Consider the following 23245-nt stretch of genomic DNA (forward strand, 5'->3'; position numbering starts at 1 on the left):
TAATGGCTCAAACTTTTTTAGGGAATTTAACTACGGTATGGATTAACACCGATACAACTAATGTTGATCCAAATGCCCATGCTTTTGTTCAAGTAGAAAACCTTTCAGGATTTCCAAGTTTTAGTGAAACAACAACAATTTCAACTGTAGAAACATATGATAGTACTTTCACCTCGAAAGTAGCGGGTGATATTTCATACGGTGATATGACTATTGCAGTTAACTATGTACCAGGTGAAAACGTTGTACTGGATGCATTTGTTGACTCTCAGCAGTTAGTACAGGTTAAGGTTGAAATGCTTGATGAAGGTACTAACGATACATCAGTAAACTATGTGATGTACAACGGCTATCTATCCAAAGTATCTGACTCATCAGATATGGATACCGTTGTTACTCGCTCGTATGTATTCACACCAGAATCACAGGTTGCAGCAGGTATCCTTGATGAGTCTGTAGTACCGCTTAACCGTGGTGATTGGGGCGTTGGTTCTAACGGGGTAGAGTTCCCAAGCTATCAAGGTCGAGACGGTAACTCATTCGTTAAGATCCCAGCGGTGAACTCACCATCAGGCGTAGATATGTTGGGTATCACTAACCTTGACGGTTCGAACGGTACTCAACTGGTAATGAACAAATCCGGTACGCCGGTACTGAATTTCCGTAACTTCTCATCAGCAAGTACTGGTGCATGGTACAAGGTCTATACCACTGCCGATAAGCCTACTTTGTCAGAACTTGGTGCAGCAGCGGCTACAGATCTCAATAACTACATACCGATTACCCGTACCATCAATGGCAAGCCATTAAGCGGAAACATCACTCTTGTAGCAGCGGATATATCTGATGTGTACTCAAAAACGCAAACCGATAACAGCTATGTTCCTAAAGTCTTTCAGTTAAACGGACACGCACTATCAGGTACAGTGTTGAACCTGGTAGCAGCCGATATTTTAGATGTATATTCACAGACTCAGGTTAATACAAACTTTGTAGCAAAAGCTACTACAGTAAATGGATTAGCATTAACAGGTAATATTACTCTAACGGCAGCACAGTTAACGGATATGGCAAGCCTAAGTTATAGTAATAGTACTTTCGTTCCAAAGACGTTCTTAATCAATAACAAGCCATTATCTGGTACAAACATTCAATTGTTAGCCGCAGATATTAGTGACGTATATTCACGTACTCAGGCAAATGATCTCTTTGCACTACGTATTACTACTGTTAACGGTTATCCATTAAGTTCTAATGTATCACTAAACTATAATGATGTTGGTGCTTATTCGAAAGCACAGATTGATGTAAAGAATGCAGCACTACAGGCAAACATTGATACTAAGGTTACTATCACTCAAGATTTGTTAGTACTAAATACCGTAACAGACACACTTGGTCTTGATATGTCTGATGGGAAAAGAGTATTTGCAGCAACACTTACATCTGCAAGTACTCAATTAAGTATTATCAATGCAAGCGGTAGTACTAAGAACAGTCAAGCTATCACGGTATATCTGACGCAAGGCACAGGTGCTAATAAAATAGAATGGCCTTCGAATGTTAAATGGTCATATGGGCGTACTCCAGTATTAACCTTCACTAAAGATTCAGTTGATGTTTTTCAATTCGCGTCAATAGATGGGGGTAGTACCTGGTACGGCTCATTACTAATGGCGGATCTTCATTAATGATTAGAAAAGGTAACATAGATAATGCCCTTCAAATGTTAGAAGGGCATTTGAAATTTTTAGAACGTAATACAGGCTTAACTAACGATAACAAAACTGAACATTTTGTTTTTAATCCAGATAAAGTACTTGCAAATAACAGGCACTTTATAGCGGAAACTGGATGGGAAGCACAACCTGATGGTGACGCAACAACAGAAGGGCAGTCATTAGCAATTTTAGGTGCAATATACGCATATCAGGCAACCAAAGAACCCCACTATCTGGAACTGGCAAAGAACTACTTTAACGGGTATCACAATGCGTTCTACAGAGGGGTAGCGTTTCCAGATCCACCTGATGGTTCATTACGCTGTAACTGGATATGTAACGGCAAAGCTCCGGTACTGGCACACTATCCATTAGATCCAGAGTACCCAACTCATGGAGGCTTCAAGGGAGTACTGTTTACATGGACAAACGGACAGACACAGATACCGCACGGTGCACCAAACTATGGTGAGTACCTCGATGCTGTATGGTTCGCTTTTCCTGAACGTGCTTCTTTAGGCTGGAATCAGGTAAACGCTACTGTATATGCGTGGGATTCAGAAGGTTCGGTTGACTGGAAAACCAAAGCACCAACATACGATGTTGATTGGATCGTTGACCGAACAGGCCGCAAAGTAGATAGCAATGGTGATGTACTGGCAGAAGGGCTAACAAGCCAGATCGGTACAGTCCAGCTCAAGGATACTTCCATCAACGGTAATTACCGCTTCAACTATGCAACACGTAACCCCGTAGAACATGGCGGTTATCTGATGGGGCGTAATGAACGTTGGCACAACAGGCCAGTACATGTACCGATTGATAACTATGGTTCCTTTGATTTCGCAGATAATGCATCAGATGCTGAATTGTGGTTCTGTCAGGCGGCAAAACTACTATGGGATATCACAAGTGAGCGTAAGTACTGGTTAGCCTGGCAAAACTCATTGATGACCTGTATTGGGTACTCTGATATAGATAAATTCGATAAGTTCTTCCGTAAATCTACCGCAGCAACAACACCATTTACAGATGGTATCTCATATGATTATTTCTATCCAAGTAATCAGACCGCTACTTACTCGCGTGATGCTGATGGATATATTGTAATAAATCAAAATGCATCAGCACAAACCACACTTGAACAACAATCAATCTGGTTCAAATTTAATAATAGTAGCAATTTTTATGTTGAATATGGTGGTGTAGATACCTCTGGGGCTGCATTAAGTCTTGCAGTTGCATTAACTGTGAATAAAACTAAAACAGAAGAAGGTGCAATTAAATATCGTTGCGGTCTGCCAATCACTAAAAAAGATGGCAGTATTCAGGCAATGAGTATACCAATGAACCACTTTACACGAATTGCTAAACCAGATGGTGGACAGTACTTAACCGCAGATATGCGTATGATTTCTGATTATGGTGATAACACCGTAACTAAACTTGAATATCAAAGCGGTATTGCTGGTAAGTACTATGATAACGTCATAACAAGTACTATGGATAGTGACGGTAGTTCTACAGTAGGTTTCTGGATTTTCAATAAAGAAGAACAGGATTTAGTTTCTTTCACATACCGTACTTATGCTGATGATTTTAACATCCGTATTATTGATGATCTTGGTTGGCGTTGGTGGGCTATGTTACCTGCAAGTAATGGTGCATGGTTTACACAAACATTTTCAGTCTTAGATTTTAAATTAAGTTCATATCAACCTGATCATCAAGAAGGTGATGAACAGCCAGGACAACCAACACTTGCCGCACGTAAAGAGTTTACGTTACTACTTGATACCGATCCGGTTGATGGCGTTAGCGGTCGTATTGACTGGTACTGCATTAATGACCTACCAGCACTCTATGATGATGGCGGTACGGGTGACTATTCAGTACTGCTAAGTCTTACGTTCAATGACAGTACCGGAAACGGGTATACAGCCCGCTTAGGCGATTGTGTGATCAAGCAGTACATGCTTGATAGTCTCGCATACACACCAGGCTTGATACCCTTCAGTAACATCACAGACCCGTATGCTCAGTTGTATTCTGGCTGGCGTGGACTTCCATACCCAGGGTATCAACTACCTGCTATATGGTGCTTTCAGGGTACTGCAATTGATGAAACCAGATTAAATAACAGTATGAGGTTCTTATGTGATGCTCAGAACTGGTTCACGAACAAGTTTCATCCTACTGTACCAGGCCCGTGTGCACAGGCGTTTGTGTGGAACCGTCAGGACGCATTAGCGTACTTACCTGATGGTGAACAACCAGACGTATTCATCATGCAACATTGGCACGCTGAAGCGTGGTCAGGTTATGAACCTCGTGCGTTCTTTGCAGGTTGTGATGTAGTACATGAACTCTATCAACGTGGTGATTACACCATTCCACAGAACATACTTACGTACTGTAAGAACTGGATGAATTACCTAAAGTGGTTCATGAAAAACAACGATGGCCACGCACCAACACGATTTAAAGATAATGGCGAAGTTATCTATGATGGCTTTACTGGTCATATGTCAGGGCTATGGCTTGCAGGTGCTTCTATGATGGCAATTGCAGGTTATCCAGATCATGAATTACTTGATTTGCTCTTTGCAGAGATACAACAAAACTACGATGTAATTAGTGCTAATCACGTGATGAATGGAGCATGGTCGCCAGCCATTAGAAGTGGCACACCTACAACAAGCCAAAACAATTCAATGTACTTTGGTTTCTATACAGGTGAATTACTAAGAGGTTTAACTTTATATATGAAGTACTACAACCTACATACATAAATAATATATGAAAGGGATAGCAAGGATCGTTATCCCTAAATTTAAAGGAATAATAAAATGGCTTTTAATTCTATTTTTATTGGTAATAATGTCAAAGTTGAAATCGCAGAAGCTCCAGCTAATGGCGGTCAGGCAACTACTTTTACCGTTGTTGAAGAAGTTGGTGCGTTCCCCGCAGCAGCAGGTGCAGAATCTAATGTTGTTAGCGTAAACACTTTCGGTCAACAGTACGCTAAGAAATTACTTGGTTCTCGTAGTGTTCCAGATCTAACACTGACTGTTAACTGGAAACCAGGTTCAACAGGTCAGGAACTACTTGCATCAGCAGCAGCTTCACAAAAATTAATGCAAGTTAAAGTAACCTATTTCCAAAACATTGCAGATCAAGACGGTCCTGCCTATTACAGTATTGTAAATGGTTACGTGAGCTCAGATGTAGTGAACGGTGATTTTGATGGTGTAGTTACTCGGGATTTCGTTGTATCTGTAACTGGTGCTCCAATCGCAGTTGGTGAAGTAACTGGTGCTTAATTACTAAATACTACAAACCAACTAAAAGGATAAAACAAAATGGATTTTTCTAATCTAATGAATACTATTGGTGTGAAACTAACACAAGTAGAACTAACACCAGAATGTACTGTGTATATCAAACTACCTTCCATTACCCAACATACAGAATGTGCCGATCCATATAAGGCAATTTTCTATTGTGTAGTTGATGAGGACGGTAAACAGATTTTTGATTCACCTGAACAAGTTGAAGCAAAAGTAGATCTTACTGTACAACTAAAATTGAATGCTGAAATTGGAAACGTTTTCGCTAAATCCTTTAATGTTGAGGATGTAGAGGGAAAGTAAGACGCGATCCGATTCTCAAACTATCACTATCTTTATTGTATAAACACGGGTGTAGTGTGGATGAACTCTGCACTATGCCCGTTTTGCTTTTCTACTACCTATTAGTTTTTAAAGAAATCGTTGATCCTGAATCCTCACAGATAGAGCAAATCAGGCATACCGAACTACTACAGGCAATTTGGTTAAGTACTGGCAACATCAAGAAAGAAGATATACCTAAATTTAATATCTATGAACTCGACTCACTGAATATTATTTCAAATAAAACCTTAGCTGAACAACATGCAGAGAGGGAGAAGAAGATCGCAGAACAACAAAAAGCAAACATGCTAAATTGGATGGGAGTAAAGCCTAATGGCAAATAACAATAGACAATCAATGATCTTTGAAATCACTGGTGATGAATCAGGATTACAAAGATCACTAAAAAATGCAGCCAATGATATAGGTAACTTTGGTGATCAGGCAGGTGGAGTATTTGGTGGTATCAATACTGGCCTTTCTACTACCTCTAAAGCTATGTCTGGTTTCGCTGGTGCTGTAGGGGTCGCAGGTATCGCCATTGCTGCAACTATGGCAAAAGTACAGGAACAATCAGAAAAGGCGTTTGAAGTCTTTCAGGCAGCTTCACTATCACAGTCGGGGATATTACAGATTCAACAAGCCACTAATATGTTCGCCGCCGTCGGTCTTACTATGGATAACGTCGCCGACCAAATTAAGGATAGTAAGGATAAGTTGGGCGATGCCATAACTAATAATGCTGGTTCTATGTTAACTGACGTAATTCAACCATTGAAGTTGAATATGTTCGAGTTACAGAAAGCAGCAGAAAACGGTGAAGATATTATTGCTAAGATTTACTATCAGGCTAAACAAATGGGATTCAGTCAGTCCCAGATAGTAAACATGATGGAAACAGTTGCAAACGACGCGTCAAAACGCATGACTATATACCGAGAGTTCAATAGTGAACAAGAGTACCAAAACAGTCTTGCTAATGAATCTATTCAACTAACCGCAGAACAATCACGACAATTTGAAGAATACAGGGCTGCAACTAATAATTTATCCAGAGCATGGGATACCTGGAAGAACTCAACGCTTGCACCTATCGCACAGAACCTTGCTGAAATTCTCGACTTAATGACGAAAATTATTAATAGTAAACCTGTTAATGCAGCGGCAGCAGCAGTTAGTAAAGAAGGTGTTCAGGCTACTCAACAATACCAACAGCAGTTTCAACAGCAGATACTAAAAAATTCTTCAATTTATGGTTCTCAGATAGTAGCTGATCAGCAAAAACAACAAGAGGAAAATAATAAAACCTTTGCAAGCTTATTAGCAAACCTTGATGCGGCACATAACCTACTTGATAAACAGAAAGAAGAATACAATAAAGGCTCAGATAGAAGTGTTATTGATACAGCTTTAAAACCTTATCTTTCAGCAAAACAAAAAATACAGGCACAGATTGATACCCTTGACGCAACTCATGCACAATTACGAGCAACTATTAAAGATTCTTTAGTACGTGCTTATAAGGGTGATCAAGCGGCAATGAATGCCGATCTCGCTAAACTTGATGAAGGGTATAAAGCTAACCGTGAGAAGTTAGTAAAAAGCCTAACAGCCGATGAAGATAAAGCACGTGAAGACAAAGCTAAGAAAGATGATGCAGCAGCCAAGAAAGCACAAGCCGCACAAGACAAACTTAATGAACAAACGAAAAGAGCAAAGGCACTATTAGAACAGACGCTATCACAAATCGGTACTAATGAAGCTCAAATACGTATTACTCGTTTTAACTATGAACAAGACCAGATTGAAAAGCGTATACGTGAAGCAGGTAAATTAGCAGGAAGTACTGAATCTGAAATTACAGATATGTTATCCAAGCAATATGAAAGCCGTAAAACCAAGTACAAAGACATGGTTGATCAGATGCTTTCTGAAACTAACAGACTCAAACAGGCACAGAACATTGCCGCCATTGCTAACGATCCTAATGCAACAGCAGATGCTAAGGCACGAGCAGCGGCAGCGGGTACTACCTGGATGAATGACACGGTTAGTCAGGGCTTAGGGTACAAGAACCCATTAAACTTTTCGCCAGATCCGGTACAGAACCAGAACATCAACACCGAAGAACAAGAGAACAAAGATGGGGCTAAGGCTCTATATGATGCCAAAGTACTTGGTTTCCAGGAGTACCAGGATCAGCTAACAGCGATTCAGGCCAACGCCGATATGAAACGTGGCCGATTAACCGCAGACGCACTAACCAGTACTTTAGGGATGTGGCAAACGGGAGCAGGTAACGTAGCGGATATCATGGCTGGTGTATTTGGTGAATCATCAGCAGCGGCTAAGGCAGCTTTTGCCGTAAGTAAAGGTATTGCTATTGCTCAGGCAGTGATCAACATCCAGCAGGGTATATCCGAAGCTATCAAACTTGGTTGGCCTATGGGGATCGCAGCAGGTCTACAAGTAGCAGCTCAGGGTGCTTCCATTGTCCGTACTATCAAAGGTACAGCTATCCAGGGGCAAGCCCATGATGGTTGGGATTCACTACCAAGTACTGGTACATACAATCTTGAAAAAGGGGAACGTGTAGTAGGTAAATCACTAAACCAGGATTTAACAAAATACTTGAGTAATCAGGATGGTAGTAAATCAGGTGATATTAAGATTGATGCACCGTTAATTATTAATAGTAATGGTCAAATTTCTGATTCAGATTTCCAAAAGATGTGTGATAAACACGCTGATACTATCGTTCAGGCAACACGTAAATCTCAGAAGAATAACGTATAAATATCATATAGCCCACATGGATTGTGGGCTAACTATTAAAGGAATAATAATATGTTAAATAACACACTTATTAGTGAGTTCATGTTGACGGATAATATACCGCAATACCAAAACCAAACATGGACAGGTGAAACTATTACACGTGTTGTTGGTTCGCAGTACTATACCCTAAGTTTTAAAGTTACATTGAACAAGATGAACCGTGCTGAACTCGCTAACTTCTACGCTTTATATGGTCAGGGCAAACCGTTCTCTATGCCTCTTGGATGGTGGAGTACATACAACGGTACTCAAACATCACAAGTACAGGCAACAGCAGCAAGGGCGGCGGGGACAACATCCATTGCCGTTAATGCTAATACACTTGAAGTTGGTACGTTAGTTCAATTCAACGGACACAAAAAACTATACCGAATCATAGCCAACACTGGCAACTTAATTACTATCTTCCCTGGATTAATCAAAAACATCCAACTTGGGGAAGTAATGAAATATGACAATATTCAAGGTTCATTTATTCTTACACCACAGAACGCAGCATATCAGATGCCAAGTACAAATATTATGGAAGTGACAATAAATGCAACCGAAAACATTAGAGGTTAATTTATGTCAATTCCAAGTAATGTACTAACTAATGCGGATCTCGTCGCGTACTGGAATCTTACACGAGGCGATAACAAAACCGTACTAACAGAAAAAGAACTATACCAATGTGGTGTTATGGTAAAACTAATAGATGTACTTCCACCTACTGGAAGTAACATATATCTAACTGATGCCATTGCCGATCAGAACTATAATGGAATTAACTATAAGTCCGTTCCTGATTTCCTTGATTCATCATTTGCAAACTATGTTGAAAAAACACAAATCAACAATAACGGTACTTCTTTGAAAGTAAGTAATGTAAGCCAGGATTATCTATCGATGGCGTTAAGAGGATTATGGAATGATGCCAAAGTTAATATCTGGATGGGTATAGTTAATCCAGCTACAGGGGGCATTCTATATGCCTATCGTATGTTTAGTGGTTACATTGATTACTTTAGTTCTGACTTTAACAACACAGCAGGTAATATAACAAATGAAACAACAGTAAATCTAAATTCATTGTGGAAGAAGTTAGACCAAACACAACGCTTGTTATCAAGCACATCAGTACACCAATCATTACACACTGGTGATAAGTTCTTTGACCTAATCGGAATACTAAATAGTTCAGAGCAATTCTGGAAGAGTAGTAAGAAATAATGAAAAACGGATTTATAACAGAGTACCTAAGTGGTTTAGTTGGTGAACCTTTAGTGTACGGTACTAATGATTGTCATATCATGGTGCTAACAGTAATTGATATGATTACAGGTAGTAATTACCGTGATGAAATCTATCAGAAATACACAACACCAACAGCAGGTAGAAAATACGCAAAAGCAAACTGTAGTTATTCTACTCTACATCTATTGTGTAAAGATAAAGGCCAATTAGTAAGTGAGCCACTTGATGGGGATATTGTTATTTCATCAGGTCACAGTACAGTTTATTGGCGTGGGAAAGTTGTAATTTTATCAGAAGATAAATCTAACTATATCGTTTCTCAATATATCCCAAATAAAAAAGACAAAATATACAGATTTAAAGGGGAATAATTATGGCTTTAGCAGCAATTGGTGTAGCTCTTTTAGCAGGAGCCAGTGCGGCCGCAGCCGCGTATTCGGCAGGTTTAGCTTTAGCAGCAGTCATTGCTATCGGTATTGGTACAGCAGCACTATCTTACATTAGTTCATCACAGATGATGAATGTAGGCCAAATGGGGGTATCGTACCCAAGTACAGGAAGTAATAACGCCCGATCTACATCGCCAAGTACCGGGATTCCCATAAGCTATGGCGGTTCTAACCGCAACGCAACAGAGGTAGCCTATAACAAGTTAGGCTCAATCGTTGTATGGCAGAACGTCTATAAAGGTACTTCAAACCAGTTATGTACGGTTCACGCGATCAGTATCGGTGAAATCGGGCAAGTACCAGGGGAACAGTCGCAAGGCGTAATCAAGCAGATCTATTTTGATAATGCTCCGGTACTCATGGATGGTGCGTACATCACCATAGAAGGGATCGTACCTACCTCAATGATGATTGAGAAGTACCGTAAGTACCTACAGATTGAGGTACGTTTCGGTAAGCCGTCCTACGGCGGTTCTATGACGCTTGCCCGTCAATATGGCGGTAGTCAATGGACTGACAACATGCGTGGTGATGGTCTTGTACAGATCTGTACCGTAATCAAGAAAACCAACGATTCATTGATTGATGGGATTCTAACGAACCAGAACTATACGTTATCGGTAGAAATGCGTGGACGTATGATCTATGACTTAACTGATAATGTACGTAAACCAAGTTCAAACCCTCCAAGCCAACTATATGACTTTATCACTAATACAGAGTTTGGATTCGGCCTTGATCCTAATGATATTGATATTACCAGTTTCCGTAATATGGCAAACTATTGTGCTCAGAATCATTTCTATTCCAATGGTAATATTCAATATGATAAATCCTTTAAGGAAAACATTGAAAATATTCTACAAACATTTGGGGGTGTACTTTATGAATCAAACGGTAAGTACTATCTAACCGTTGATGCTCCAGATATTCCAAGTGTACATTTTGATGAAACAAATATTATTGGCAGTGTGAATATCACAACGGGTTCTAAGTCTGACTATTTTAATACAATGGACAGTACCTATACAAACCCAGGTAATGACTATTCGCAAGATATTATCCGTTATCCAAGTGATGCCATCGGTAACGCATCCATTGCTAAAGATGGTTATATTATCAAGAAGGATTTAAACTATCTTTGGGTACAGGATAAAAATCAGCTTGCTATTCTTAGTAACATTGAATTACTAAAATCTAAGTACATTACGAACACAATTACTTTCAATACCTATGTAACAGATATGAAAGTATATGATGTGTTTACTATTGATTTTAAAGAAGCTGGATTTAGTAATAACAAGTACAGATGTATTCAACGTACTGTACCAATGACCGTTGATAAAGCAGGTATTATCCAGATCACCGCGATTTCATATGATGATGGTATATATCAAGGAAAAGATCCGGGACAATTCCCCCAGGAAGGTTTGACTAATCTACCTAACCCAACATACGTAGAACCGCCAAGTAACCTACAGGCTCAACGGTTAGGGGCAACGGCATCAGGTAACACCGTTCTATTAACATGGGATTTATCACAGGATACAACTGTACGTGGTTATAAGATTCGTTATAAACGCAGTGATTCCAGTGTTTGGATCAGCATTGGTAACGTAGGGCAGTACTCTACGAGTTTTGAGATATTAAATCTGTTATATGGTGTACAGTACGATTTTGCTATTGAGGCGTATAACACATTAGGTTATTCATCGGAATTAGTAGCTATATATAATCAAACACCACAAGTTATATTCGCATTACCGAAGATTACTAATCTTGATATGGTGAATGATGATGCAGGTTTAAACCAGACTTATGCTCAAGATTTCATTTTACGTTGGGATGATCAGGCTAACATTGCCGTAAATGGTAAAACATTTGCTGATTTCTTTAAACATTATGAAATTCGTGTGTATGACCGATACAGGAACTACATCACATCGTACTACACCACTACAAGCAACTGGACGTACTCATATTCAATGAATACCAGTGATGGCCTTAGCCGTTACCGCGTGTTTGGGATCATCGCTCATGGTTGGGGTACAGGTATCTATAGTGAAGAAGTTCAGATTGAAGTTAGTAACCCACAACACCCACAATTGTTAGGTATCAATTTGAAGAGTGGTTATGATTCTGTGTTCATCGACTGGACTGAATCAAACGTACCGGATTATGCGGGAATCGTTCTACAAATCGCACTTGATGAGGGGTTTAGCTCAGGATCGAAGTACTTTAGCAGTGCTAACCGCTATTCAGCATCGTTTGGTATTGAAGATGGTTCATGGTTCGCACGTGTAGCAGCCTATGACGTTTTCGGACAGGATGAATTGGTATGGTCGCCTACTATCGGCTTTAACCAAAATACGAAGGTTCCATACAGCAAATTGAACGAAGATGTTATTGATAGTCTTCTAAATAGTGATACGGCTACTGGTATTGTTGAGAAACAGATCGTAGATGAACTTGGTTCACGCTGGCAGCTACAGGTATCAAACAACGGTAACGTAACGGGCATTGCTTTAGCCGCAGATGAAAAAACATCAGTGTTTACCGTAATGGCGGATCGCTTTAGTGTTATCAGTACGGATAGTGCCAAACTATCAGACAGGGTTTATCCACTTGTTGTTCAAAATGGAAAAGTATTTCTTAATTCAGCGGTTATAGCTGATGCGAGTATTAATACAGCCCAAATTAACAACTTATCAGTGACAACCGCCAAGATTCAAAACGCTGCAATTGATAATACTAAGATTGCCAATGCCGCTATTCGTAATGCACATATCATGAATGGTGAAATTGACTCAGCGAAGATAAGTCAGCAGATACAATCCAGTAATTGGGATGGTACGAATGGTTGGATGATTAACAAGAACGGTACAGCCAACTTTGGAAACGCTACTATTCGCGGTACGATTTTTGCGAATAGTGGGGTGCTCAATAACGTTACTATCAATGAAAACTGTAACATTCTTGGTACTTTGAGTGCCGCACGTATCGTAGGGGATATTTGCCGTCCACAATCGACGGGTATCAACCCTGTACCGTTTATCTTTGGTTCACGTACTGTTTCAGGTGGTCAGGCCGCATTAGATCCAGTAGCTAACCAACACTATGTAGCGTTGCGTATTCGTGGTGAAGATTTCGCACGTTACTTTGATAGTGATTTATCAATTAGCTTGACCTCATATGAACGTCAATACTTCTATATTCGTATGGGTGGTGATGGAATTGGTTTAACTAACTTGTTCTATTATGATGCTGGTAATGGCGGTAGTTCTACATCGTTCAGATTAAATTCTATATATGTACCGCCTGTTGGTCGTGGAAATTGGAACTATATCTATGTGATGTGTACAACTTCACGTAGTGGCATTGCTTCACTTAATGTTCCTGCTAACTGGTCTTCATTCTTATATCGTGCTGGTGATCAACCTTTATATAATGCGTAATAAATACTATTACCAAATATAATACATAGGAATATAAATGGACATCTTAACGATTGGTTCATTGATTGTTTCAGCTTTAGTATTGTGCTGGACTGTTTATAGGGATTTTACATCTGACTCAGACGAATTAGATGCACGTATTTCTACCGTTGAAACGAAAGTTGCTTTGATGGATCAGTCTCTAACTTCGCTTGAGCAGGAACAAGATCAAATGAAGAAGACATTAAAAAACTTAGAAGATAGTGTACATATGCTTGATATTAAAATTGAGCGTGTAATTACAATGCTTGAAACGCTAAAAAATAAAAGGGGCTAAATTGCCCCTTTTTTATTTGTTGGTGAGTTCTGCAATCATCTGATCTACTCGTGATTTAGTTTGTCTGTACCAGAGTGAATCTTTAGCCTGTACAATCGCTTCTTTATAGTTTTTATCACGTAAGGCTTGAATCATCTTTCTGAACTTTAAAGTACCTGATAGGCCAAGTTGAAAGACCATAATGATCATGAAGTCCTGCCAGTCAGGAGGCAAATCTAATTCTAATGAGCAAACAGCAGACTTAGCAGTACTGATATCTTCTTCTAACATCCGTTCGGCTTGTTCTGGTGTAATACCGTTTGGATATGATTCACCAGGTTTTAGTAGTCGACCGTACCCAATAGTTGGATAACCAAGACTATCTTTATATGTCCAAAATTTACCATTCTTAAAATACCCAACTTTAGTTTGATAGGCAATTGATCCCTCATAGCTAATTAGCCTGTTTTTTAAATCCATTAAATAAATACCTTATAACAATTATCTTAGGGTATTTATATGAAGCAATGGAATTACAATGATGATTGGAGTGAGGAAGAATTAACAAACGGTAGTTATGTAGGATTCGTGTACTTGTTCCAGTTTGAAGACAGTACCTTTTATATAGGTAGTAAACAGATGTATAAGAGAGTTAAGGACGTTAAGAAACTCAAAGCTAATTCAGTTGAAAATGGATGGCGTGAGTACAGTTCAAGTTCAAAGATAGTTAATCAAAAGATAGAAGATGACTTAGATTATACTCGTACCATTTTGTGGGCTTTTCCATCAATGAAAGAAACACTATTTGTAGAAACAGCACTTATCATTAATCAGGGATTGAAAACGGGAAATATTAATCTTTCCGTTATGCATAAGGCACGTTTGCCAAGTGGAAAGGATGCAGTACGTATACGTGGAATCCTTCAATCATTATATGAATTACTAAATTAAGGATGATTTATGGCATGGCGTAGAGGCAATAGCCCAAATGATATGAGGCGTTTTATAAACAACAACAGCCCAGCGATAGGGCAAGAGTTCAAAAAAGAACTAAGTAACCGCATGCGTATAGTTACCCAACATATGCAACGTAAAGTAGATAATGAAGTAGCAGGTGGTGGTGTACCGTTTACTGGTAAGAGTATGTACTTTAATTTTAAAAAGATTAGTGACTACAAGACCGTAAACCAGATCATAGTACTACCTAACCAGACCTCATACTTGAAGTACATTCTTGATCCTGCTTACAGACACGTTAACGAAGGTAAAATTATTCCGTATAAGAATGCTAAGTTAACGAAGCAGGGGAACATTACACAGCTACGTTCAAGAACACAGAGTGATAAATACAAAAAGGTAAAGAGCAAGAACGGCAATACGTACTTGATCGATACTACCAAGAAATCCTCTAAACGTAATCCTAAACTGGCACGTGAAAAGAGGGTCATTGGTTACTATGGTTCCGTAGGTAGAAAACCATTGTTTGATTTCTACGATGAAACCGAGAAAAAAGTAATAGAACAATTAAGAACATTACGCGGTACGTTTGATTACCGTTGGAGGAATTAAGATGGATAACTTAGAAAATTTCCCATGTTATGATCATTCTGTACTAACAGATTTTTCTTTTCAGACAATCCAACCAGTAAGTGTAACCATACCATATGATAAAGCACTATCTGGAAGTAAGCTCATAAAAAAGAAGGTAGATAAAACAAAAGGTGATTTAGTCGTATACAGCTTTCATCATCATACAAAACCTAACGTAAGTGATGGTGATGTACTAATGGTGGAGTTGCTAAAAGATAAAATAGACGTGCAGGTACTACTATCTTATAACCACATCTACAAAGGTCATCGCGTATTTTCTTGTGTTTGCCAAATACAATAAGGACTAATTATGATTGGTGTGATAGTAGAACTACTAACAAAAGGTGTGGACTTCTTTCTAAAACGTAAAACGATAGAACAGGAAGTGCAGAAAACGAATGCTGAAGGACAGATAGAAACCAACAAAGAAGAGATCGAAAAGGTTACTTTCCACTGGCGTAATGCTCTTGGATTTGTGATCACCCTAATCATTCTCTATAACTGGATCATAGTACCAGTACTGGATGCTTTCGGTATTGTGGTTATTCAAGTACCGTTAGGGCAATTGATGCAAGTACTATTGATTATGGTTGGGGGGAACTAAATAATTTCCTTGAAAAGTACTAATGGCTCCTGATAAACTTTCTAAGTCGATGTCTTCAATGGTCTTTATTATGATAAGCAAAAATATCTTTAATAGGGTAGTTGAGTTCCTGCGAGTGAATAAAGTTGTTATCATAGCTTTCTTCTTAGGTATGATATTTGTGCTTTGTTTTATTAAAAATGATAAGTATTCTGATTCTATAAGTGCCATAGCAAATACTATAATGGCAATTGCGGCCATTCTCGGCTTAGTTTTTGCGAGAAAATGGAAACGTGATGCGACTAAAGACAAAGTGATTGATAAATGTATAAAAATACTTTCAGTATATTTGTTTGAAGTTCGACTTAATTTTGTTCCAGCAATGCATATGGGTGTTTTTAAAATTTGGTTTGAATCTTTCAAAAATAAAGAGATTTCAACCTATAAAGATGTCATCCAAATAAAAAAGATGGTTTCTAATTACGTGCGGTTTATAAAAAAAGAAAATGAAATTTACACTGAGTTTGCCTCTGATTTAGAATATTTAAAATTATTATCATGGGATGTTAAAGAAAATCATAAGCCTTTAGTTGAGGGAATTGAGAAACTAATGAAGCTCATTATCGTTAAGGAACATGAGTTGCTTACATTCATTGACGTTATATTTGGAATGTGGAATCTCAGTGTTTATAACGATGATGAAAGTAAAGGGCATACTGCTCTTACTTTCAATATATCAAAAAATCCTATTGTTGAAGCCGGTTTTAAATTAATACCTGAAATTATTAGATTAAAAGAAGATTTGAATAATTGTTTGGAAGAGCTAATGGGTAAAAATCTAAATGTTTTTACTTTTATAGAACAAGTTGAGCACTAAAATATAAGTACTTTACTACCACAAGTATTAATGATTATTTTTGATGAAAAATAAAAAGCCCCATCAGGGGCTTTTATGCTTAACCTAAGCTATTTTTCTTAAACTTCATTACTTTTTTGTTGTATCGGATTTCACAATTATCAAATCTTTTTCTTGTTGCAGCTTCAATCTCATCACATTTTTTTCTAACTGATGCATCAGTTGGATTTGAATTCTTCATAAGGTATAAAATTGTTTTGATAGTACTATATTTGTCCTTAGTATTTGCACAGGCATAATATAGATTAAAGATGTTTTCTTTTCTAATGAAGTCTTCAGTGTTTTTGTGAAGTTTGTTAAAAGAAGTCTCTAATTCTGCGAATTCGGAAATGCTTTTCACGTAACTTTTCAATTTTGGCGTTCCAAGTTCATCTAATTTTTTTGAACAGGCCTCGTTGAAAATAGATTGCAAGCTCTCAATTTTCCCTACCAAACTTTTAATTTCTTGTTGAGATGGCAAGGGTGGAAAAGTACAGAGTTTTTCAATATACCAATTACTCGTCATTCCCTTTTCACCACGAGTATGACGCAACACATCAATATATAAATCCCAATTTTGTGTTCTTTGGGCTTGATAAAGATAAGTAAGTACTATGTCAGGAAAGCCTTTATATAAATAATCGGTTAAATTTCTTATGTTCTGAGTTTCTTTCAATAAATTAGCATACGTTGAAGATAAGGATAAAAAATTATCTTTATAGGAAGTTAATCTTTCAATGCTCTCACGCCTATCAAGTTCAGCATCAATACGATTTCTTTCCTGTATATATTGCGTGTGCTCACCAAAGTACTTGTCCCCACAAATGCCTCCGATTAAACCTTCATGTCCAGTATCATCAACACCAAGATATCCATGCTGATGTTTTTGACCACAGTTCCCATGCTCGGTTTTAACCTGGCATTTCACACTCTCGCTAAGATGATAGCGTCCTACAAGAGAACGAAAACTATTAACAGTAATTTCTAAATCAGAAGAAAAATTAGGGCGTGAAGTAATTTGTTCTATTGTTGCAAAAGATTCTGAATTATCTGCCATTACATTTCCTTATCTTTGCGTACTGTTTGGATGAACAGCTTGTGAGAATATACACCCCTTATAGGGATCTTTCAATGTCGTATGAACCATAAGGTTATAGGCGATGCGTGTTTAAAACGAACCCGGGGATTCTGACAGGACGGACTGATACAGCCAAAGGCTAAAGTACGTACTTAAGACCGTAAATGTAATGACATAAAACATGTATGTATTTTACTTTACGCTGCTTCCAGCGTGGCGTACATGGTCATTGGTGTCTCCCTGTTTTCCAGAAGGTTTCAGGGAAAGAATAGCTGAATATAAGATTCTGCAAGTATGAATGCGAAAATAAGCTTCAGGCGTTCGTCTTATTCCGTCACGGGCCGTAGCGCGCGGGATAAACTGAACCACGAATAAATGGCATTGAACAACACGACGCCCGCCGTCACGATAAAGACGGCGCGAAAACCGAAGCTGGCGGAGATCCCGGCCCCGAGCAGCGGTCCGGTGACGTTACCAATATCCCGGAATGACTGGTTATAGCTGAAAATACGCCCGGCAATCTGGTTCGTGGAGTTGTAGACCAGCAGGGTCTGTACGGCGGGCAGCAACGCACCGTCGGCGGCACCCAGCAAAAAGCGCAGGACGCCCAGCTGCCATGGCGTTTGCACCATCGACATCGGGATAAGCAGCAGGACGGAAATCACCAGCGCGCAGATCAGGATTTTTTCCGGACCCACCCGGTCCCCCAGTTTTCCCAGCCTCGGGGCACTCAGCAGCGCCGCCACGCCGGGTACGGAGGCGATCAGCCCGCTGATGAACGCAATATTGCTGACGTTACCCGCCAGGTCGCGAACGTAGAGCGTCAGAATAGGGGCAATCGACCCGGTAGCTATCTGAATAATCATTGTCGTCACGAACAGGCTCAGCACCAGTCTGGGATTTTTAAGCGAGGTCAGCACCTCCCTGGCGTGGAGCATCTCTTTTTTGGCGACAGGCGTGAAGTTTTCCCGAATACAAAGCAGGGTGACGATAAAGCACAGGAACAGCACGCTGGCGGTGATGAAAAAGACCGGGCGCAGGCCATAGCTATCGGCCAGGAGTCCACCGGCCAGTGGCCCCAGTAGGGCACCGCTCACGCCGCCGGTTGAGAGCGTGCCCAGCGCCCAGCCGCTCTTATGGCGGGGAATTTGTGTGGCAATCAGGGCATTGGCATTGGGAATAAAGCCTCCCAGCAGGCCCAGCAGTGCGCGCAGGATCAGGAACTGCCAGACGTTTTGCGCCACGCCCATCAGCGCCATGATAATGGCCATCCCCAGCGCCGAACGCAGCAGCATGATTTTACGTCCCTTGCGATCGGCAAGTCCGCCCCAGAAGGGCGAAGCTATCGCAGAAAACAGGAACGTGATGCTGAATACCAGGCCGGACCACATATTGAGCGCGCTGTGACCCGTCACGCCCAGCTGTTCGACGTAGAGCGGCAGGAAGGGCATGACCAGGCTAAACGCCGCGCCGGTAAGAAAACAGCCAAGCCACGCAACCGTGAGGTTACGCTTCCAGTTTATGGGGGCATCTGAGGGTGACATAACAATCCGCATAATGAGGTGCTGAGCACCTGAAGCATGAAGTAATAAGCCTGCTAATTATGCGCCTGGGTTATGATTGCCGCAATGAGGGGGAGCTTTTAAAGCTAAAACAGCATGCGGCCCTGAGGACCGCATGAGGATTAATAGCGGGACGGCGTACCTTGTGGGCGCGTTTTAAAACGGCGGTGCAGCCACATATACTGCTCCGGGGCGAGCATGATGCACTTCTCCACAACGCTGTTCATCCAGCGCGCGGTGGTTTCTGCATCGTCAAGCGGCGGTGCGAGTTCCGGCTCCAGCATCATCAGCTCGTAGCCTGAACCATCCGGTTTACGGCGAGGAACAAAAGGCACGATGGCAGCTTTGGACATCCGCGCCAGCATCCAGGTACCGGTGGTTGTGGCGGCCTCGTCAACGGCGAAGAAGGGGACAAATACGCTGGCCTGCGGGCCATAGTCGTGGTCGGGAGCATACCAGACCACTTCACCGGATTTCAGTGCGCGAATCATGCCCTTCAGATCTTTTCGGTCGATCATGCTTTTGTTGGAGCGCATGCGGCCGTTAGTCTGGATTAAATCGATGACCGGGTTATCGTTAGGACGATAAACGCCAATGCCGGGCGCCTGCATGCCGAACATGCGCGCCCCGATTTCCAGCGTCAGGAAATGGACGCCGATCAGCAGAACGCCCGTCTGGTTGGCCTGAAGCGTATGCACAGGCTCCATGCCAGTTCCCGTCACCTCACTCCAGCGGGCCATGCGTTTGTCCGGCCAGAACCACGCCATACCGGTTTCCATAAGCCCCATCCCGACGGATTCGAAATTCTTCGAAACCATATCGTGACGATCTGTCTCGCTCATCTGCGGAAAACAGAGCTCAAGATTGCGGTACGCGATTTTGGCGCGACGCTTCATAAACAGCTGCGCAAAACGGCCCAGAAATTTACCCAACCGAAAAATTACAGGGTAGGGAAGCTGTACCAGGAGCCATAAAAAGCCAATGCCAAGCCAGGTCAACCAATAGCGGGGATGCAAAAGGGCGGCAGTAAATTTTGGTAACTGGGTCATGTCTTTCCTGTGTTCAAACGTCCTGTTTTGCTAGTGTCTCATTTTTTTAGACGTAGCCAAAATATCTGCTTTCGAAGCGTGCACGAATACAGCAATTGTTAAGCCTGATTAATCAGGGTGTGTGAAATGTAGCGTAAATTGTGTGGATGTAAATTGGTTTTATTTGCTATATGATGCCGACCGATTTTTCATTCTCTCTAACGATTCCAGGACTGTACACCATGCCAGTGTTACACAACCGCGTGTCGAATGAGATGTTAAAAGCGCGTATGTTGGCTGAAACCGAACCGCGCACCACCATCTCTTTCTACAAATACTTCACGATCAACGATCCGCAGGCAACCCGCGATGCGCTTTATCAGGCGTTCACGGCCCTGAACGTCTTCGGACGCGTCTACCTTGCCCGTGAAGGCATCAACGCGCAGATTAGCGTACCGGAAAGCAAAGTCAGCGCTTTCCGCGACGTTCTTTATCACTTCGATCCGGCCCTCGACGGCTTACGCCTGAACATTGCCCTGGATGATGACGGGAAATCCTTCTGGGTGCTGCGCATGAAGGTGCGTGAACGCATCGTGGCGGACGGTATCGACGATCCTGAGTTTAACCCGGCGGATGTCGGCGAATATCTGAAGGCTGCGGAAGTGAATGCGATGCTGGACGATCCGGATGCCGTGTTCATTGATATGCGTAACCACTATGAGTACGAAGTGGGGCATTTCGAGAACGCGATGGAAATCCCGGCCGACACCTTCCGCGAGCAGCTGCCCAAAGCGGTTGAGATGATGCAGGAACATAAAGATAAAAAGATCGTTATGTACTGCACCGGCGGTATCCGCTGTGAGAAAGCCAGCGCGTGGATGAAGCACAACGGCTTTAATAAGGTCTGGCATATTGAAGGCGGCATTATCGAGTATGCCCGCCGAGCCCGTGAACAGGGTTTACCGGTACGCTTTATCGGAAAAAACTTTGTCTTTGACGAGCGTATGGGTGAGCGTATCTCGGAAGACGTTATTGCCCAGTGCCACCAGTGCGGCGCGCCGTGCGATACCCATACCAACTGCAAAAACGACGGGTGCCATCTGCTGTTTATTCAGTGCCCGGCCTGTGCCGAGAAGTTTAACGGCTGCTGTAGCGAATTGTGCAGCGAAGAGAGCATCCTGCCGGAAGAAGAGCAGCGTCGCCGTCGTGCAGGACGTGAAAACGGCAACAAGATTTTCAATAAATCACGCGGCCGTCTGAATACCAAACTGGGTATCCCTGACCCGGAATGATAATAACGCCCGGCACGGCAAAAGCCTGCCGGGCGAATCTATTATGATTTCTGCTGTACACCTTCAACGGAAATAATCAGCTCCACGTCCTGAGACGCCGGGCCTAAATCCGTTGTGATATTAAAATCTTTCAGATGAATTTTACCCGCTGCTTCAAATCCTGCGCGTTTACCGCCCCACGGATCGTCACCCTGACCCAATAATTTAGCCTCCAGCGTGACCGGTTTTGTTACGCCGTTAAGCGTCAGGTTGCCGGTAATATTCAGCTTATCACCGTCTTTTTTCACTTCCGTGGAGGTGAAAGTAGCCTGTGGGTATTTCCCGACATTGAGAAATTCCCCACTGCGCAGATGTTTATCACGTTCAGCATGATTGGTATCAACGCTGTTAGTATTAATGGTCACGTTGACCTTGTCGGCGGCAGGATTTTTCTCGTCAAAGGTGAATGTGCCGTCAAAATCCTTAAAGGTACCGTACAGCCAGCTGTATCCCAGATGCTGAATACGGAAATTGACGAAAGCGTGCTGGCCCTCTTTATCAATTTTATAATCAGCCGCCACGGCGGAACCGGTGGTGAATAACAGAGAACCCAGGGCGATACCCAGCAGGTGTTTTTTCATTTTATGCTCCAGAGTCAACTGACGAGCGGCCAAGCATGCGCTTTAGCGTATCGTCTTTATCAATAAAATGGTGTTTGAGGGCGGCGAGCCCGTGCAGTACGGACAGGATCACGACGCTCCACGCAAGCCAGAGGTGTACGACCCCTGCGGTGTCAGCCTGAGCGCCCGCATCGCTGAGCGTTGCCGGGACGTCAAAAAGGCCAAAGACGCTAATCGGCTTACCGTCCGCCGTCGAGATAAGGTATCCGCTAATCAGAATGGCGAAGAGCAGCGCATAGAGCGCAATATGCGCGGCGACTGCACTGACGCGGGTAAATTTGCTGTGGGTCTTCGGCGCGGCAGGCGGTGGGGAAATATGTCGCCAGATCACGCGGAAAACCAGGCCCAGCATCAGCAGGACACCAATGCTTTTATGTAACTCCGGTGCCTGGTGATACCAGCCATCGTAATAGCTGAGCGTGACCATCCAGAGCCCAAGTCCAAACATACCGTAGACGGCAAGAGCAAATATCCAGTGCAAACTTATGGATATTATTCCGTAGCGCCGGGAGGAGTTACGCAATTGCATCAGAATGTCCATTTTCAAATTAACCGGAAAGTAAAAATGAACGGGAAGGCGGGATATTGCAACTGAAATAATTGTCTATTGATTTTTATTTTATTTATTTCAGCAATTTTGAAAAGGATCGCTAACGCTAATTCAATCTCTTCGTGCAAGCGAAATGGTGAGTTTCAATAAAGATAAATTAACGTCAATTATTGTCAGTAAGGCTTTTCAGTAAAATACAATGTAAACAAAATCAATAATGGCCAACAGCGCCCACAATAAGAGATAGAGCATAAAATGCTCGCGAATATTATTCATCAGAAAGCTAACGATCCTGCGCATAACGCCCCGTAATGCAGTGTGAATGAAACGGGCCCCGGGA

Annotated in this window: 24 protein-coding genes; 17 read left to right on the forward strand and 7 right to left on the reverse strand. The window is 41.6% G+C overall.

The features are described from left to right. Nucleotides 1-2 precede the first annotated feature (2 nt). The 11 genes from AC4IC4_RS08410 to AC4IC4_RS08460 are packed head-to-tail and all read left to right on the forward strand — an operon-like array spanning nucleotide 3 to nucleotide 13689. Entirely contained in the window at nucleotides 3-1691 is a 1689-nt protein-coding gene (locus tag AC4IC4_RS08410; protein ID WP_087529527.1) for a hypothetical protein, read from the forward strand. Beyond that, nucleotides 1691-4513: a hypothetical protein gene (locus tag AC4IC4_RS08415; RefSeq protein ID WP_491472543.1), complete on the forward strand. Its 2823-nt coding sequence runs from the start codon at nucleotides 1691-1693 to the stop codon at nucleotides 4511-4513. Before AC4IC4_RS08410 ends, AC4IC4_RS08415 begins: the two co-directional genes overlap by 1 nt. A gap of 57 nt (nucleotides 4514-4570) precedes the next feature. Next, on the forward strand, nucleotides 4571-5044 hold the full coding sequence (locus AC4IC4_RS08420) for a phage tail protein (RefSeq protein ID WP_072048467.1): 474 nt from the start codon (nucleotides 4571-4573) through the stop codon (nucleotides 5042-5044). A 39-nt stretch (nucleotides 5045-5083) separates the two neighbouring features. Next, the gene (locus AC4IC4_RS08425; protein WP_047955451.1) at nucleotides 5084-5374 is read left to right on the forward strand and encodes a hypothetical protein; all 291 of its coding nucleotides are present in this window, start codon (nucleotides 5084-5086) and stop codon (nucleotides 5372-5374) included. A 56-nt stretch (nucleotides 5375-5430) separates the two neighbouring features. Continuing rightward, a complete protein-coding gene (locus AC4IC4_RS08430; RefSeq protein WP_127348488.1) occupies nucleotides 5431-5739 on the forward strand; it encodes a hypothetical protein in 309 nt (102 codons plus the stop codon). Further along, nucleotides 5729-8191 (forward strand): hypothetical protein, encoded by a 2463-nt coding sequence (locus AC4IC4_RS08435; RefSeq protein ID WP_491472544.1) that lies wholly within the window; start codon nucleotides 5729-5731, stop codon nucleotides 8189-8191. The genes AC4IC4_RS08430 and AC4IC4_RS08435 overlap by 11 nt, the downstream gene beginning before the upstream one ends. A gap of 51 nt (nucleotides 8192-8242) precedes the next feature. Beyond that, the gene (locus AC4IC4_RS08440; protein ID WP_087529530.1) at nucleotides 8243-8797 is read left to right on the forward strand and encodes a hypothetical protein; all 555 of its coding nucleotides are present in this window, start codon (nucleotides 8243-8245) and stop codon (nucleotides 8795-8797) included. 3 nt (nucleotides 8798-8800) lie between these two features. After that, entirely contained in the window at nucleotides 8801-9445 is a 645-nt protein-coding gene (locus AC4IC4_RS08445) for a hypothetical protein (protein ID WP_087529531.1), read from the forward strand. Then, nucleotides 9445-9840, forward strand: a complete 396-nt coding sequence (locus AC4IC4_RS08450; RefSeq protein WP_232932282.1) for a DUF6950 family protein — start codon at nucleotides 9445-9447, stop codon at nucleotides 9838-9840. Before AC4IC4_RS08445 ends, AC4IC4_RS08450 begins: the two co-directional genes overlap by 1 nt. Before the next feature lie 2 nt (nucleotides 9841-9842). Then, nucleotides 9843-13373, forward strand: a complete 3531-nt coding sequence (locus AC4IC4_RS08455; RefSeq protein ID WP_087529532.1) for a phage tail tip fiber protein — start codon at nucleotides 9843-9845, stop codon at nucleotides 13371-13373. A 37-nt stretch (nucleotides 13374-13410) separates the two neighbouring features. Beyond that, nucleotides 13411-13689 carry a coiled-coil domain-containing protein gene (locus AC4IC4_RS08460; RefSeq protein ID WP_028018548.1) on the forward strand — a complete coding sequence of 93 codons (279 nt, stop codon included), beginning with the start codon at nucleotides 13411-13413 and terminating at the stop codon, nucleotides 13687-13689. 12 nt (nucleotides 13690-13701) lie between these two features. On the opposite strand, the gene AC4IC4_RS08465 is transcribed toward AC4IC4_RS08460, so the two are convergent. Further along, entirely contained in the window at nucleotides 13702-14148 is a 447-nt protein-coding gene (locus tag AC4IC4_RS08465) for a glycoside hydrolase family protein (RefSeq protein ID WP_087529533.1), read from the reverse strand. A gap of 39 nt (nucleotides 14149-14187) precedes the next feature. On the opposite strand from AC4IC4_RS08465, the gene AC4IC4_RS08470 reads away from it, so the two are divergent. The 5 genes from AC4IC4_RS08470 to AC4IC4_RS08490 are packed head-to-tail and all read left to right on the forward strand — an operon-like array spanning nucleotide 14188 to nucleotide 16718. Further along, on the forward strand, nucleotides 14188-14619 hold the full coding sequence (locus tag AC4IC4_RS08470) for a GIY-YIG nuclease family protein (protein WP_087529534.1): 432 nt from the start codon (nucleotides 14188-14190) through the stop codon (nucleotides 14617-14619). 9 nt (nucleotides 14620-14628) lie between these two features. Beyond that, nucleotides 14629-15237: a hypothetical protein gene (locus tag AC4IC4_RS08475; protein ID WP_087554634.1), complete on the forward strand. Its 609-nt coding sequence runs from the start codon at nucleotides 14629-14631 to the stop codon at nucleotides 15235-15237. A gap of 1 nt (nucleotide 15238) precedes the next feature. Then, on the forward strand, nucleotides 15239-15559 hold the full coding sequence (locus AC4IC4_RS08480) for a hypothetical protein (RefSeq protein WP_100152823.1): 321 nt from the start codon (nucleotides 15239-15241) through the stop codon (nucleotides 15557-15559). Between the two features lie 9 nt (nucleotides 15560-15568). Beyond that, nucleotides 15569-15862, forward strand: a complete 294-nt coding sequence (locus AC4IC4_RS08485; RefSeq protein ID WP_087529537.1) for a 3TM-type holin — start codon at nucleotides 15569-15571, stop codon at nucleotides 15860-15862. 22 nt (nucleotides 15863-15884) lie between these two features. Next, nucleotides 15885-16718, forward strand: a complete 834-nt coding sequence (locus AC4IC4_RS08490; protein WP_087529538.1) for a hypothetical protein — start codon at nucleotides 15885-15887, stop codon at nucleotides 16716-16718. Nucleotides 16719-16797: 79 nt separating this feature from the next. Here AC4IC4_RS08490 and AC4IC4_RS08495 read toward each other — a convergent pair whose 3' ends face one another. From AC4IC4_RS08495 to AC4IC4_RS08505, 3 genes are all read right to left on the reverse strand, one after another. After that, nucleotides 16798-17793 carry a hypothetical protein gene (locus AC4IC4_RS08495; RefSeq protein WP_087529539.1) on the reverse strand — a complete coding sequence of 332 codons (996 nt, stop codon included), beginning with the start codon at nucleotides 17791-17793 and terminating at the stop codon, nucleotides 16798-16800. A gap of 347 nt (nucleotides 17794-18140) precedes the next feature. Next, complete coding sequence (gene mdtG, locus AC4IC4_RS08500; protein ID WP_491472545.1) at nucleotides 18141-19358, reverse strand: multidrug efflux MFS transporter MdtG; 1218 nt, start codon at nucleotides 19356-19358, stop codon at nucleotides 18141-18143. Between the two features lie 140 nt (nucleotides 19359-19498). Further along, the gene (locus tag AC4IC4_RS08505) at nucleotides 19499-20425 is read right to left on the reverse strand and encodes a Kdo(2)-lipid IV(A) acyltransferase (RefSeq protein WP_032650828.1); all 927 of its coding nucleotides are present in this window, start codon (nucleotides 20423-20425) and stop codon (nucleotides 19499-19501) included. A gap of 221 nt (nucleotides 20426-20646) precedes the next feature. Here AC4IC4_RS08505 and trhO point away from each other — a divergent pair, with 221 nt between their 5' ends. Beyond that, nucleotides 20647-21696, forward strand: coding sequence for an oxygen-dependent tRNA uridine(34) hydroxylase TrhO (trhO, locus tag AC4IC4_RS08510; protein WP_024909001.1), 1050 nt, complete (start codon nucleotides 20647-20649; stop codon nucleotides 21694-21696). Between the two features lie 41 nt (nucleotides 21697-21737). On the opposite strand, the gene AC4IC4_RS08515 is transcribed toward trhO, so the two are convergent. From AC4IC4_RS08515 to AC4IC4_RS08525, 3 genes are all read right to left on the reverse strand, one after another. Then, entirely contained in the window at nucleotides 21738-22316 is a 579-nt protein-coding gene (locus AC4IC4_RS08515) for a YceI family protein (protein ID WP_491472546.1), read from the reverse strand. A gap of 1 nt (nucleotide 22317) precedes the next feature. Next, the gene (locus AC4IC4_RS08520; RefSeq protein WP_491472547.1) at nucleotides 22318-22884 is read right to left on the reverse strand and encodes a cytochrome b; all 567 of its coding nucleotides are present in this window, start codon (nucleotides 22882-22884) and stop codon (nucleotides 22318-22320) included. 207 nt (nucleotides 22885-23091) lie between these two features. Further along, complete coding sequence (locus AC4IC4_RS08525) at nucleotides 23092-23205, reverse strand: DUF2770 family protein (protein ID WP_032645429.1); 114 nt, start codon at nucleotides 23203-23205, stop codon at nucleotides 23092-23094. Nucleotides 23206-23245: the final 40 nt, after the last annotated feature.

Source organism: Enterobacter sp. Taxon_2 (assembly GCF_058355295.1).

Bases quoted from the DNA above. Each gene is read 5' to 3' on its own strand.
- AC4IC4_RS08410 (WP_087529527.1), top strand. From the start codon at position 3: ATGGCTCAAACTTTTTTAGGGAATTTAACTACGGTATGGATTAACACC.
- AC4IC4_RS08415 (WP_491472543.1), top strand. From the start codon at position 1,691: ATGATTAGAAAAGGTAACATAGATAATGCCCTTCAAATGTTAGAAGGG.
- AC4IC4_RS08420 (WP_072048467.1), top strand. From the start codon at position 4,571: ATGGCTTTTAATTCTATTTTTATTGGTAATAATGTCAAAGTTGAAATC.
- AC4IC4_RS08425 (WP_047955451.1), top strand. From the start codon at position 5,084: ATGGATTTTTCTAATCTAATGAATACTATTGGTGTGAAACTAACACAA.
- AC4IC4_RS08435 (WP_491472544.1), top strand. From the start codon at position 5,729: ATGGCAAATAACAATAGACAATCAATGATCTTTGAAATCACTGGTGAT.
- AC4IC4_RS08440 (WP_087529530.1), top strand. From the start codon at position 8,243: ATGTTAAATAACACACTTATTAGTGAGTTCATGTTGACGGATAATATA.
- AC4IC4_RS08445 (WP_087529531.1), top strand. From the start codon at position 8,801: ATGTCAATTCCAAGTAATGTACTAACTAATGCGGATCTCGTCGCGTAC.
- AC4IC4_RS08450 (WP_232932282.1), top strand. From the start codon at position 9,445: ATGAAAAACGGATTTATAACAGAGTACCTAAGTGGTTTAGTTGGTGAA.
- AC4IC4_RS08455 (WP_087529532.1), top strand. From the start codon at position 9,843: ATGGCTTTAGCAGCAATTGGTGTAGCTCTTTTAGCAGGAGCCAGTGCG.
- AC4IC4_RS08460 (WP_028018548.1), top strand. From the start codon at position 13,411: ATGGACATCTTAACGATTGGTTCATTGATTGTTTCAGCTTTAGTATTG.
- AC4IC4_RS08465 (WP_087529533.1), bottom strand. From the start codon at position 14,148: ATGGATTTAAAAAACAGGCTAATTAGCTATGAGGGATCAATTGCCTAT.
- AC4IC4_RS08470 (WP_087529534.1), top strand. From the start codon at position 14,188: ATGAAGCAATGGAATTACAATGATGATTGGAGTGAGGAAGAATTAACA.
- AC4IC4_RS08475 (WP_087554634.1), top strand. From the start codon at position 14,629: ATGGCATGGCGTAGAGGCAATAGCCCAAATGATATGAGGCGTTTTATA.
- AC4IC4_RS08480 (WP_100152823.1), top strand. From the start codon at position 15,239: ATGGATAACTTAGAAAATTTCCCATGTTATGATCATTCTGTACTAACA.
- AC4IC4_RS08485 (WP_087529537.1), top strand. From the start codon at position 15,569: ATGATTGGTGTGATAGTAGAACTACTAACAAAAGGTGTGGACTTCTTT.
- AC4IC4_RS08490 (WP_087529538.1), top strand. From the start codon at position 15,885: ATGGCTCCTGATAAACTTTCTAAGTCGATGTCTTCAATGGTCTTTATT.
- AC4IC4_RS08495 (WP_087529539.1), bottom strand. From the start codon at position 17,793: ATGGCAGATAATTCAGAATCTTTTGCAACAATAGAACAAATTACTTCA.
- mdtG (WP_491472545.1), bottom strand. From the start codon at position 19,358: ATGTCACCCTCAGATGCCCCCATAAACTGGAAGCGTAACCTCACGGTT.
- AC4IC4_RS08505 (WP_032650828.1), bottom strand. From the start codon at position 20,425: ATGACCCAGTTACCAAAATTTACTGCCGCCCTTTTGCATCCCCGCTAT.
- trhO (WP_024909001.1), top strand. From the start codon at position 20,647: ATGCCAGTGTTACACAACCGCGTGTCGAATGAGATGTTAAAAGCGCGT.
- AC4IC4_RS08515 (WP_491472546.1), bottom strand. From the start codon at position 22,316: ATGAAAAAACACCTGCTGGGTATCGCCCTGGGTTCTCTGTTATTCACC.
- AC4IC4_RS08520 (WP_491472547.1), bottom strand. From the start codon at position 22,884: ATGCAATTGCGTAACTCCTCCCGGCGCTACGGAATAATATCCATAAGT.
- AC4IC4_RS08525 (WP_032645429.1), bottom strand. From the start codon at position 23,205: ATGCGCAGGATCGTTAGCTTTCTGATGAATAATATTCGCGAGCATTTT.